This is a genomic window from Bradyrhizobium sp. HKCCYLRH3073, from assembly GCF_051167995.1.
Classification (GTDB): domain Bacteria; phylum Pseudomonadota; class Alphaproteobacteria; order Rhizobiales; family Xanthobacteraceae; genus Bradyrhizobium.
The window spans coordinates 803,779-813,533 of sequence record NZ_JBNPUD010000002.1 but is presented as its reverse complement, the minus strand read 5'-3'; the positions used below and the strand labels follow the sequence as shown (position 1 = coordinate 813,533).

Sequence of the window (9,755 nt, the reverse complement as noted above, 5' to 3'; positions counted from 1 at the left end):
GGTACCTGCCGCCTGCATTTTTTTCGCAGGCGGGCCATGGGTGAGGCCTTCACCCGGCATTCCCTGCGCCCTCCGCATGATTTGCGAGGGACGTGTTCGATGCATCACTCGGGCGAATCTCGCCGCGAGATCACGTCCTCATGTCTTCAACTCGATCGCTGTTTGAAATCGTAAATCCGCCAAACCCACCGCTGTCGTCCCGGACAAGCCGTGACGCGCGCCAGCGGGTCGCGGCGCCGATCCGGGACCCATACGCCACGGCGGACGTGATGGGCCAAATGCCAATGACCAGTCTGCCTCAAACCGATCCCTGGGGGTATGGGTCCCGGCTCAATGGCCGGGACGACAGTGGAGCGTGCTGAGACAGACGCGCGTCGTCCTCGCCGACGTGTCGGACGAGCCGCAACGGACACCGGCGCTGCGCCGAGCCTCGCGCCATGCTTCGCGGGACGCGCCCGCCTCAGCCCATCGCCAGCGCCGCGACCGACAGCAGCGCCAGCATCACCGTCGAGCTCAACAATTGCAGCGATGCCTCCGGCTGCGTGCGCCAGCGCAGCACCTTGTCGGCGAGGCCCAGCGTCGCGTCGTAGAACTCCGTTGCGTAGGCTTGCTTGAGCACGCGCTGAAAGCGCGGGCCTGCCGCCGAGGTCATCAGCACGTGGATGAGGGTCGCGCTCGCGACGAAGCCGATGATCCCAGGCCGCAGCGCGGTGCTGTGCGCGAGCTTGAGGATCAGCGCGGCGCCGGCATAAGTGGGAATGGCCTGGAACAGCGCGGTGAGCGCCATGCCTTCGATCAGGTTGAGCAGCGCCGCCTTCGGCGCGGAGGTGCTGGGAGAGGCGACAGTCAGCATGGCCTGGACATCCGGTTGCGGCGGTCCTCGGCGAGGACCAGACCGCTCCCGTTTAGCCGGCGCCCCCGGCACGGACCGTGCGCCCCGTCACGCGCGGCCGTCGCAACCCGGCTCGCGGCACGCCGCAGACGAGCGGCGCGCCGCATCGACTAGGTCCGGCCCTGCCCGTTCGCCTGGCCCTGCTGCTGCTGACGCTCCTGCTCCTTGGCGCGGTGACGGCCATAGAGGCAGCCGGCGGCGGCGCCGAGCACGCCGTGGTGACCGGCATAATGGCCGGCGACGCCGCCGACGATGGCGCCCTTGATGCACCCCTTGGCCTCGGCGGCCTGCGTCGACAGCAGCGCCAGCGCTGCGACGGAGGCGGCCAGCATGGTCTTCGTGATCGACATCGTCATGATCGAGCTCCGCTTGGATTGGTGCGGGGTAACGGCGACGCCGCGGGCCGGTTCCCGGCTCGCAACCGGCATGACGCGTTGCGCGAACCTTGTCGCGCGCGGTGATGACCCAGAAGCTGAGAGATCAGCTGGATGAGCTGAGAGACGCCCCCCAGACATGATCGTGACGCGATCACCCGCCAAGCTTCCGTTCACCGTACCGGCGCATAGAGCCGGCCGACGGTTACACAGGTGGTTGACGGCCGCGCGCCGGCATCTCCAGAACGACATCGCCGACGCGGGTAGTCCCGTCAGTGGAGACAGGATGATCGAGCACATCAACAAGCAGCGTGTGCGCAGGCTGCTCGAGGCCCATGCCGCCGGTGATTTCGACAGCGTGCTGGCGCATTGCACCGACGACCTCGAGCACTTCGCGTCGGCGCCGATCGACATCTTTCCCCATCTCGGCGGCCGCCGGGGCAAGGCCGAGGTACGGCAGATGTGGGAGACGGCGCGCAGCCGCTATGCCGACGTCCGGCATGAGATCAAGACCATGATCTGCGAAGGCGACCAGGTCGCCGTCGATCTGCGCATCTTCCTGCGCAAGCGCGACAACGACCGCATCGTGCAGTACGACCTCGCGGCGTTCTATACGCTACGCGACGGCCGCGTCGCCCGCATCCGCGAGATCATGGACACCTACGACCTGGTGCAGCAGGTGCTCGAATGCGATCTCAGCCGGCTGCTGATCGCGGGTGCCGCCCGGCCCTGAGGCCGGCACGGCCGTCGCGGACTAGCGCCCGGACCGGCCGATCACGCAAACGTCACCGACGGCGGCCTCATTGCCTTGAACCTGTGGCCCCGGCTCCGCACCCCATCAGCGGTGGTATACGGGGCATTGGTGACATGAGAATAGCATTCCTGGCGATGGCCGGACTGGTGATGGGCGTCGTCGGCGGCGCGACGATCGGCATCGGGCTGGGGCTGGCCTGGATCGAGCTGTTCAACACCAGCGAATTCGAAGGCTATGCGGGCATGCTGGTGTTCTTCACCTTCATGCCGCTCGGCGCCCTGATCGGCGGTCTCGCCGGCGCCACCCTGTTCGGCCTGGCCGCCTTCCGAGAGCACGAGGTCGCGATCGCGCAGCAGCGGTTGCAGCACGAAGGACGCTGACGGCCCCGGCGCCCGCGCGCGGGACCGGTAGCGGCGCGCATTTGTGCAATGCAAAAACAACCGTTGCGCGCGCAGGTGGTTGATTTATGTGAGGCGTAAGAGAGATAGATTCGGCGCCCCGGCGCGACGTCGTTTCGACGTCGCCTCAAGGCCGGCGCGCCCCCCTCGCAAGCCAGTTCAGGATCCCGACCCGATGACGGAGCACAGCCTCTGGCGTCTGTCGCGCGCATTGCATGGCGCGATCAACGACCGCCATTTCGACGATTTCGCCGCGCTTCTCGACGACGACATCGACTGGGCCATCTACGGCCCGATCGACATGTTTCCCTTCCTCGGCGCCCGGCACGGCCGCGCCGCCGTGCTCGACGCCGTCAGGCAGATCGCCGAGCATGTGAGCATCCGGCGGATCGAGCGCGAGACCCTGATGCTGGACGAGACCAGCGCGGCGACCATGGTCCGCTGCGCGATGACGGCGCAGGATTCCGACAAGCCGATCACGGCGCGGCTCGCGCAATTCATGCAATTCCGCGCCGGCAAGCTCGCCCGGCTGCGGATCCTGATCGATACGTTCGACCTGGTCGAGCAGACGCTCGGCCGCCCGATCGACCTGCCGCGCATCGGCAGCTTCGCCTGAGCCGCCCTGCCTGTTGGATTGTGGTCACAGTCACCGGCAACCCAACACATCGTGACTGGCGCAGCCATAATTTTGCGCCAAGATTCCACCATATTCCGGCACACAGGTTCGGGCGGCGGGGGTTGCTCTCATGACATCGTATGGTTGCGCGCTGGCGGTTTTCACGGCCGGCTTCGGGCTTCTTGCGTCCGCCGCCGATGCCCAGACGCTGATGCAGGCGCCGCAGCCGCTGCAGATCGCGCCGTGGCAGCAGATCGCGCCGGAGCCCGAGGACGAGGACAAGTCCGAGGACCAGGTGGCGGCAGCCGACCCGATGCAGGACATCGACGTCGAGAAGCTCGACTGGAGCCAGCTCGCGATCGACGACACCACCTTTCTCGACCGTCCCGAGGCCGCTGCCGCGGCGAAGCGCAAGGCCGCCGCCGAGAAGGCCGCCGCGCTCGACTGGTCGAACCAGAACAAGGGCAGCCTTGCCTCGGGCGTGTCGGTCAAGCAGTCGGTGTCGCCGTTCTGGGACGCCCGCGTCGGCGCCGACATGACGGTCGCGCGGCAGCCGACCACGATGTCGGAATTGCTGGCGGAGAAGGCCGAGAACGGCGGCAATGCTCCGGAGTCCGGCGGCTCGGCCTGGGCGGCCGTCACCGCGCCGGGTGCCGGCGCGATCTGGGACAAGACCGCCATCGAGGCCCGCGTCGATCCCGGCTCGGATCAGAGCCGGCTCGGCACCACCATCACCAAGGCGGTGCCGATCGATCACTACAATCTGACCCTACAGAACGGCTACAACGTCACCCAGCAGGGCATGGTGCCGATTCCCGGCGCGGCGCCGAAGACCAGCCGCAGCTTCGACACCGAGCAGTCCGCCAGGCTCTCCATTGGCGACACCGGCACCAGCGTCACCGCAGGACAGACCTTGTCGTCGGGCGACGACAAATGGCTGCGCAAGGTCGGCGCCGAGCAGAAGCTATCGGATGGTCTCAGCGTCTCCGGCTCGGTCAGCGAGACCGCGCAGGGCGGCACCAGCAAGAGCATCTCGGCCGGCTTCAAGCGGAGCTGGTGACGTTCACCATTGCGGCAGCCCGCCACGAATGATCGAACGATCGCCGCAGCTTCGCCGCGGTGCGGCCCAATTTGGCCGCACTGATAGGCTTTGAGAAGTTCGTCGTGCGGGGACACCGCGCTCGCTTGAACGCGAAATGAGGAATTAGCCGATGAATGTCATTCGTCCGGACAAGATCGATGGAACTGAAGCCGAGCTGGATACGGATCTGGCGGCGGTCTCCGAAGTCGAGGCCGGCATTCGTGATTTCGTCCGTAACGATATCGCCTATCTGCGCCGTCCCAATGCGGCCGCCACGGCCGAGGCCTCGATCGACGCCGATGCAGCGGTGAACAGCGTCACCACGCTGATCCAGCGCGTCGCCGGCACCTCGCTGTCGGAGATCGAGAACCTGATCGGGGAGCTCGAGAGCCTGCGCGAGCTGCTGCATGCCGAGGGCCAGCGGGTGCAGCGCGAGATCGCGAGCTATGCGCAGCTCAGCCAGGCGGCGATGAAGTCGACCCGGGCCATCGCCGAGAACGTGACGCAGTGGAAGCGCGCCGCCGACGGCCTGCGCAGCAGCTGATCGTTCTTTCCGGAGCTTGAAGCGGACCGCCGTGCGAGCCATCGCGCGGCGGTCTTTGCCTTTGCAGCGCCACGTCCTTGAACGCGCCGCGGCCCTCCCGCGACCAGCTCCCGCCGCTCTCGCGGCGGGCAGGTTGCGTCAGGGGGGTGTCGCTTTCATGGAAACGATCCGGCCGGACGACGCCGATCCGATTCCCCTGAGGCCTGAGCCTCAGCGGATCGGGATCATCATGGTCCGCTTCGTCGGATTGCTGCTGGTGGCCATGGCGGTCATGGTGCTCATCTGGAGCCGCTAGACCGCCTCTGCGAACAGGACCGCCCGGTCCTGTTCTGGTTAACGAGTAGTTAAGGCGCTACTCGTTGATCGTCGCTGACGTCTCCAGCGAGTAAGAACCGTCGGCATAGCCCTTCACGACCATTCCCGTCGCGAGCATCACCGCGAGCGTCACGCTGGCAAAGATAAAGCCGAGGAGTTTCAGACCACCGCGATCTGCCATACTCATCCCCCACATCCTGATCCCTGATTGGCTGTCTTATAGAGTCCGAGTTCAGAATGCGTTAGCGCGAACTTCGTTCCGTGCCGACAATCCTACGAAGCGTGACCTTTTCGCCTCAACCGTTGTTCCGCCTCGGGACAAAGGCCGACGCAAGCACCGAGAACACCAGCTCGCCGCGCTGATTGATGCCGGTGTTGCGCGCTTGCAGGATGCCCCATTCGGGGCGCGAGGCCGACGCGCGAAGCGAATCAATCTCGCTCGAGAAGCTGATCGTATCGCCTGCAAGCACCGGCTTGTGCCAGCGCAGCTCACGAAAGCCGGGAGAAGGACCTCCGAGAACGACCGGCTCGCCGCGCGAGCGCGCGATCTCCAGGAGACGCTGGTTGTCTGCGACGATCAGCTTCATGCAGACGGATCCGACGTGCCATCCCGATGCCGCGAGCCCGCCGAACAGCGATCGGCGGCCCTCTTCCTCGTCGAGGTGAAAACGCTGCGGATCGAATTGAACGGCGAACCGCTTAATCTCATCGGCCGTAAACGTGTAGGAGCCGAGCTCGCGGCGCTGGCCAACCTGAATATCCTCGAAGAAGCGCATCAGCCCACCTGCCCGCGGCTCTCGCGGCGCTCGACGATGATCGGAGAGACCATCTCGCAAAGTCTCAAGCCCGCCTCGTTGCGCACGCTGCACTTGAAGGTGACGATCCCCGTCGACGGCCGGCTCCGCGACACCCGCGCTTCCAGAACCTCCACATCGAGCATCAGCTCATCGTCAGGACGCAACGGCGACAACCACCTGACCTCGTTGACGCCCGGCGAGCCGAGCGAGGCGGTGCGGCCGATGAAGCCGTCGAACATCATGCGCATCATCAGCGAGCAGAGGTGCCAGCCCGAACCGGACAGGCCCTTGAGCATCGACTGCGAGGCGGCCAGTTCGTCCAGATGCATCGGCTGCGGATCAAACTCAGACGCGAAGGCGATGATCTCATCGCGGGTGACGTGTCGCGGGCCGAAGCTGCCGAACGGGCCTTGCGGAAAATCTTCGAAGGTGAGGGTCATGAGGTTGGGAATGGCTGAAAGAAGCCCGATTGTGGCCGCACTTTGCAGCAATCACAACCGGGCCGCTCGCATGGCTGACGCCCGGTCCAGTCGCAAGAGAGTGCCAGAAGGCGCCATATACCGGAATGAATTCGGCTGCCGCCGATGCCGTCTGGCGCGCAATTCGAGCACGACTTAAAGACGGATTTGACGACCGATTCGGACGTGGCCGGGGGATCAGGATGTTGGAATTTCGCGATTTGTTCCAGTGGGACCGCTTCATCACGCCCACCATCATCAAGACGTTCTATTGGCTCGTGATTGCGCTGATCATCCTGTCGGGAATTCGCGGCATTTTCACGGGCCTCTCCGAAATGGCGATCAGCCCGTTCGGCGGTTTCCTGATGCTGCTGTCGTCGCTCGCCGGCATCATCGTCGGCATGGTGTTCTCGCGCATCATCGCCGAGTTCGTGCTGATCGTCTTCCGCATCAACGAGCACCTCGGCGCAATCCGCGAACAGGGGCGGATGTAGCCGCCCATGCGGCCTTAGTTGTTGAAGCGGAAGTGCATCACGTCGCCATCGGCGACGACATACTCCTTGCCTTCGAGGCGCAGCTTGCCGCCCTCGCGCGCGCCAGCCTCACCGCCGAGCGCGACATAGTCGGCATAGGCAATGGTCTCAGCGCGGATGAAGCCTTTCTCGAAGTCGGTGTGAATGACGCCAGCCGCCGCCGGCGCCTTGGTGCCGCGGTGAATGGTCCAGGCGCGCGCTTCCTTCGGACCGACGGTAAAGTAGGTGATCAGGTCGAGCAGCTGATAGCCGGCGCGGATGAGCCGATCGAGACCAGCCTCTTCGAGCCCGAGCGTCTCCAGGAAATCCACCCGCTCCTCGCGCGACAGCGTCGCGATCTCGGACTCGATCTTGGCCGAGATCACGACCGCGACCGCCCCCTCTTCCTTGGCGCGCGCGAACACCGCCTGTGAGAAACTGTTGCCGTCCTTGGCCGAGCCTTCCTCGACATTGCAGACGTAGAGCACGGGCTTGGAGGTGAGCAGTCCGAGCATGCCGAAGGCGCGCTCCTCCTCGGGCTTGCGCTCCAGCAGCCGCGCCGGCTTGCCGTCGCGCAGCAGCACGAGAGCACGGGTGACGAGCTCGTACTGCTCCTTGGCGTCCTTGTCGCCGCCCTTTGCCTTCTTGGAGAGGTTGTCGACCCGCTTCTCGAGGCTGTCGAGATCGGACAGCATCAGTTCGGTCTCGATGGTCTCGATGTCGGCGAGCGGCGCGATCTTGCCCTCGACGTGGGTGATGTCGGAATCCTCGAAGCAGCGCACCACATGGGCGATCGCATCGACCTCGCGGATGTTGGCAAGAAACTGGTTGCCGAGGCCCTCACCCTTGGAGGCACCGCGCACGAGGCCTGCAATGTCCACGAACGTGAGCCGCGTCGGAATGATCTGGCCGGACTTGGCGATCGCCGCGAGCTTCTCGAGCCGCGGATCGGGCACAGCGACCTCGCCGACATTCGGCTCGATGGTGCAGAACGGATAGTTCGCCGCCTGCGCGGCCGCCGTCTCCGTCAGCGCGTTGAACAGCGTCGACTTGCCGACGTTGGGCAACCCGACGATCCCGCATTTGAATCCCATGACCCGTCCCGCATCCTTTTGGACAACGCCCGAAGCGCTCACGCGGCGCCGGCGTCGCCCTTGTCCAGAAAACCTTTGGCCTGCAGCGCCAGATGCACCTTGTTGGCGAAGGTGGAGTCGCGCTTGCCGGTCAACAATTCAGCATTGTCGGCCACCGCCTCGCACAACGCCTCGACCCACGGCATGTCGGACTTGGCGAAGTCCGACAGCACGTGCCCATGCACCAGCTCCTTGACGCCGGGATGGCCGATGCCGAGCCGGACGCGGCGGTAGTCGTTGCCCAGATGCGCCGAGATCGAACGCAGTCCGTTATGACCAGCAATGCCACCGCCGACCTTCACGCGCAGCTTGCCCGGTTGCAGTTCGAGCTCGTCCTGAAACACGGTGACGTCGCCGACGCCGAGCTTGAAGAAGCTGGCCGCTTCCTGCACCGCGCGGCCGGATTCGTTCATATAGGTGGTCGGCTTCAGGAGAATGACGCGTTCGGAGTCGAGTGTGCCTTCGGACGTCTCGCCCTGAAACCTGCGCCGCCACGGCGAGAAGCGGTGACGCCGCGCGATCTCGTCAACGGCCATGAAGCCGATATTGTGCCGGTTGCGCGCATATTTCGCGCCGGGATTGCCGAGGCCGACAAACAGCAGCATGACGCGGCATCCGCACCCGCCGTCGCTTCGGGAAGCACGGGACCCGCCCGCGCTTCCCAGAAGCGGAACGGCTTACTTCTTCTTGTCGCCGCCAGCCGGCGCCTTGGCCGCGGCCGCGGGAGCCTTCGCAGCGGCAGCCGGAGCAGCAGCGGCGGGAGCCGCGGCAGCGCCAGCAGCAGCCTTCTGCTCCTCGCCATAGCCCGACGGCGGCACGATGGTGACGAGCGTCGCGTCGTCGCGCGACAGCGTCTTCACGCCGGTCGGCAGCTTGACGTCGGAGATGTGCAGCGAGTGGTTGATCTCGAGCGCGCTGACGTCGGCCTCGATGAACTGCGGGATGTTCTCCGCGAGGCACTCGAGGTCGAGCGTGTGGGTCACGATGTTGACGGTGCCACCGCGCTTGACGCCCGGCGCGCCTTCCGAGCCCACCACGTGCAGCGGCACGCTGACGCGAATGGTCGCGCCCTGGCCGAGCCGCATGAAGTCGACGTGGATCGGGAAGTCCTTGACCGGATCGAGATGGAAGTCGCGCGGGATCACCCGGTGCTTCTTGCCGTCGAGGGTGACGTCGAAGATCGTGGTCAGAAACCGGCCTGCGAGGATGCGCTGGCGCAGCTCGCGGTCTTCCACCGAGATCGGCAGCGGGGGCTGGTTGTCTCCATAAATCACTCCGGGCACTCTCCCGGCGCGACGCTCTGCCCGTGCGGCCCCCTTGCCGACTGACGGACGGGCGGTCGCCTTCAGTTCTCTGACGGTCGCCATCGTGTTAAGTCCTTGTTTTAAAAAGTTAAAGGCCGCGATGCGGCCCGTTGCTGGACGTCCTTCGGCAAGCCTCCAGGGGTGCGGGGGCCGCGGACGTGGCGGCGTTCTAGCGGCAAACCCGGGAAATGACAAGGAAATGAAGGGACCGGCGGCCCCTTCATCCCACCAACTCTCCGGAGGTATTTCGCGCGGGTCAGCCGTCCGCGCTGCCGGCGCCCGGCGGCGTGCCGGCCGCGCCACCCAGCTTGGCCTCCAGCGCCGCGATCCGCGCCTTCAGCGCCTCGTTCTCCTCGCGGGCGAGCCGGGCCATGTCCTTGACCGCCTCGAACTCCTCGCGCTTCACGATGTCCAGATCGTTCAGGATCTTTTCCGCCTGGTTGCGGATGACGGAATCGACCTCCCGCTTCATGCCCTGGGCGGCACCTGCGGCATCGTTCATCAGGCGGCCGAGTTCGTCGAAAAACCGGTTGTTGGTCTGAGTCATGTGAGAAACTCCGCGTCCCGCGACGAGCAC

Annotated in this window: 16 protein-coding genes; 7 read left to right on the top strand and 9 right to left on the bottom strand. The window is 65.7% G+C overall.

All coding sequences use genetic code 11. From position 1 onward, the window contains the following. Window positions 1-460 precede the first annotated feature (460 nt). Both ACQR1X_RS07620 and ACQR1X_RS07615 read right to left on the bottom strand, forming a co-directional pair. Window positions 461-853 (bottom strand): hypothetical protein, encoded by a 393-nt coding sequence (locus tag ACQR1X_RS07620; RefSeq protein WP_434898597.1) that lies wholly within the window; start codon window positions 851-853, stop codon window positions 461-463. Window positions 854-1,002: 149 nt separating this feature from the next. Further along, complete coding sequence (locus ACQR1X_RS07615) at window positions 1,003-1,224, bottom strand: hypothetical protein (protein WP_315803492.1); 222 nt, start codon at window positions 1,222-1,224, stop codon at window positions 1,003-1,005. 328 nt (window positions 1,225-1,552) lie between these two features. Between ACQR1X_RS07615 and ACQR1X_RS07610 the strand changes: the two genes are divergently transcribed. From ACQR1X_RS07610 to ACQR1X_RS07585, 6 genes are all read left to right on the top strand, one after another. Further along, on the top strand, window positions 1,553-1,999 hold the full coding sequence (locus tag ACQR1X_RS07610; protein ID WP_316217508.1) for a nuclear transport factor 2 family protein: 447 nt from the start codon (window positions 1,553-1,555) through the stop codon (window positions 1,997-1,999). A gap of 134 nt (window positions 2,000-2,133) precedes the next feature. Further along, window positions 2,134-2,400, top strand: coding sequence for a hypothetical protein (locus tag ACQR1X_RS07605; protein WP_315803283.1), 267 nt, complete (start codon window positions 2,134-2,136; stop codon window positions 2,398-2,400). Window positions 2,401-2,593: 193 nt separating this feature from the next. Then, window positions 2,594-3,034: a nuclear transport factor 2 family protein gene (locus tag ACQR1X_RS07600; RefSeq protein WP_315803282.1), complete on the top strand. Its 441-nt coding sequence runs from the start codon at window positions 2,594-2,596 to the stop codon at window positions 3,032-3,034. Between the two features lie 130 nt (window positions 3,035-3,164). Next, window positions 3,165-4,094: a hypothetical protein gene (locus ACQR1X_RS07595; RefSeq protein WP_315803281.1), complete on the top strand. Its 930-nt coding sequence runs from the start codon at window positions 3,165-3,167 to the stop codon at window positions 4,092-4,094. Between the two features lie 151 nt (window positions 4,095-4,245). Continuing rightward, complete coding sequence (locus ACQR1X_RS07590) at window positions 4,246-4,659, top strand: hypothetical protein (RefSeq protein ID WP_315714086.1); 414 nt, start codon at window positions 4,246-4,248, stop codon at window positions 4,657-4,659. 157 nt (window positions 4,660-4,816) lie between these two features. Continuing rightward, window positions 4,817-4,954 (top strand): hypothetical protein, encoded by a 138-nt coding sequence (locus ACQR1X_RS07585; protein ID WP_434840243.1) that lies wholly within the window; start codon window positions 4,817-4,819, stop codon window positions 4,952-4,954. A gap of 57 nt (window positions 4,955-5,011) precedes the next feature. Here ACQR1X_RS07585 and ACQR1X_RS07580 read toward each other — a convergent pair whose 3' ends face one another. From ACQR1X_RS07580 to ACQR1X_RS07570, 3 genes are all read right to left on the bottom strand, one after another. Continuing rightward, the gene (locus ACQR1X_RS07580) at window positions 5,012-5,161 is read right to left on the bottom strand and encodes a hypothetical protein (protein ID WP_315714401.1); all 150 of its coding nucleotides are present in this window, start codon (window positions 5,159-5,161) and stop codon (window positions 5,012-5,014) included. Window positions 5,162-5,270: 109 nt separating this feature from the next. Continuing rightward, window positions 5,271-5,750 carry a MaoC family dehydratase gene (locus ACQR1X_RS07575; protein WP_434840242.1) on the bottom strand — a complete coding sequence of 160 codons (480 nt, stop codon included), beginning with the start codon at window positions 5,748-5,750 and terminating at the stop codon, window positions 5,271-5,273. Beyond that, window positions 5,750-6,211 (bottom strand): MaoC family dehydratase, encoded by a 462-nt coding sequence (locus ACQR1X_RS07570; RefSeq protein ID WP_434898596.1) that lies wholly within the window; start codon window positions 6,209-6,211, stop codon window positions 5,750-5,752. The genes ACQR1X_RS07575 and ACQR1X_RS07570 overlap by 1 nt, the downstream gene beginning before the upstream one ends. 221 nt (window positions 6,212-6,432) lie before the next feature. On the opposite strand from ACQR1X_RS07570, the gene ACQR1X_RS07565 reads away from it, so the two are divergent. Next, window positions 6,433-6,723, top strand: a complete 291-nt coding sequence (locus ACQR1X_RS07565) for a DUF4282 domain-containing protein (RefSeq protein ID WP_315714083.1) — start codon at window positions 6,433-6,435, stop codon at window positions 6,721-6,723. A 14-nt stretch (window positions 6,724-6,737) separates the two neighbouring features. Here ACQR1X_RS07565 and ychF read toward each other — a convergent pair whose 3' ends face one another. From ychF to ACQR1X_RS07545, 4 genes are all read right to left on the bottom strand, one after another. Then, window positions 6,738-7,835, bottom strand: coding sequence for a redox-regulated ATPase YchF (gene ychF / locus ACQR1X_RS07560; protein WP_315803277.1), 1,098 nt, complete (start codon window positions 7,833-7,835; stop codon window positions 6,738-6,740). 38 nt (window positions 7,836-7,873) lie between these two features. Beyond that, window positions 7,874-8,479 (bottom strand): aminoacyl-tRNA hydrolase, encoded by a 606-nt coding sequence (pth, locus tag ACQR1X_RS07555; RefSeq protein ID WP_316177557.1) that lies wholly within the window; start codon window positions 8,477-8,479, stop codon window positions 7,874-7,876. Between the two features lie 72 nt (window positions 8,480-8,551). Next, window positions 8,552-9,241 carry a 50S ribosomal protein L25/general stress protein Ctc gene (locus tag ACQR1X_RS07550; protein ID WP_315803275.1) on the bottom strand — a complete coding sequence of 230 codons (690 nt, stop codon included), beginning with the start codon at window positions 9,239-9,241 and terminating at the stop codon, window positions 8,552-8,554. A 193-nt stretch (window positions 9,242-9,434) separates the two neighbouring features. Next, window positions 9,435-9,725 carry an accessory factor UbiK family protein gene (locus ACQR1X_RS07545; protein ID WP_315714079.1) on the bottom strand — a complete coding sequence of 97 codons (291 nt, stop codon included), beginning with the start codon at window positions 9,723-9,725 and terminating at the stop codon, window positions 9,435-9,437. Window positions 9,726-9,755: the final 30 nt, after the last annotated feature.

What these genes read in the sequence shown, in the direction of transcription:
- ACQR1X_RS07620 (WP_434898597.1), bottom strand. Translation starts at nt 853, where the DNA reads ATGCTGACTGTCGCCTCTCCCAGCACCTCCGCGCCGAAGGCGGCGCTG.
- ACQR1X_RS07615 (WP_315803492.1), bottom strand. Translation starts at nt 1,224, where the DNA reads ATGCTGGCCGCCTCCGTCGCAGCGCTGGCGCTGCTGTCGACGCAGGCC.
- ACQR1X_RS07610 (WP_316217508.1), top strand. Translation starts at nt 1,553, where the DNA reads ATGATCGAGCACATCAACAAGCAGCGTGTGCGCAGGCTGCTCGAGGCC.
- ACQR1X_RS07605 (WP_315803283.1), top strand. Translation starts at nt 2,134, where the DNA reads ATGAGAATAGCATTCCTGGCGATGGCCGGACTGGTGATGGGCGTCGTC.
- ACQR1X_RS07600 (WP_315803282.1), top strand. Translation starts at nt 2,594, where the DNA reads ATGACGGAGCACAGCCTCTGGCGTCTGTCGCGCGCATTGCATGGCGCG.
- ACQR1X_RS07595 (WP_315803281.1), top strand. Translation starts at nt 3,165, where the DNA reads ATGACATCGTATGGTTGCGCGCTGGCGGTTTTCACGGCCGGCTTCGGG.
- ACQR1X_RS07590 (WP_315714086.1), top strand. Translation starts at nt 4,246, where the DNA reads ATGAATGTCATTCGTCCGGACAAGATCGATGGAACTGAAGCCGAGCTG.
- ACQR1X_RS07585 (WP_434840243.1), top strand. Translation starts at nt 4,817, where the DNA reads ATGGAAACGATCCGGCCGGACGACGCCGATCCGATTCCCCTGAGGCCT.
- ACQR1X_RS07580 (WP_315714401.1), bottom strand. Translation starts at nt 5,161, where the DNA reads ATGAGTATGGCAGATCGCGGTGGTCTGAAACTCCTCGGCTTTATCTTT.
- ACQR1X_RS07575 (WP_434840242.1), bottom strand. Translation starts at nt 5,750, where the DNA reads ATGCGCTTCTTCGAGGATATTCAGGTTGGCCAGCGCCGCGAGCTCGGC.
- ACQR1X_RS07570 (WP_434898596.1), bottom strand. Translation starts at nt 6,211, where the DNA reads ATGACCCTCACCTTCGAAGATTTTCCGCAAGGCCCGTTCGGCAGCTTC.
- ACQR1X_RS07565 (WP_315714083.1), top strand. Translation starts at nt 6,433, where the DNA reads ATGTTGGAATTTCGCGATTTGTTCCAGTGGGACCGCTTCATCACGCCC.
- ychF (WP_315803277.1), bottom strand. Translation starts at nt 7,835, where the DNA reads ATGGGATTCAAATGCGGGATCGTCGGGTTGCCCAACGTCGGCAAGTCG.
- pth (WP_316177557.1), bottom strand. Translation starts at nt 8,479, where the DNA reads ATGCTGCTGTTTGTCGGCCTCGGCAATCCCGGCGCGAAATATGCGCGC.
- ACQR1X_RS07550 (WP_315803275.1), bottom strand. Translation starts at nt 9,241, where the DNA reads ATGGCGACCGTCAGAGAACTGAAGGCGACCGCCCGTCCGTCAGTCGGC.
- ACQR1X_RS07545 (WP_315714079.1), bottom strand. Translation starts at nt 9,725, where the DNA reads ATGACTCAGACCAACAACCGGTTTTTCGACGAACTCGGCCGCCTGATG.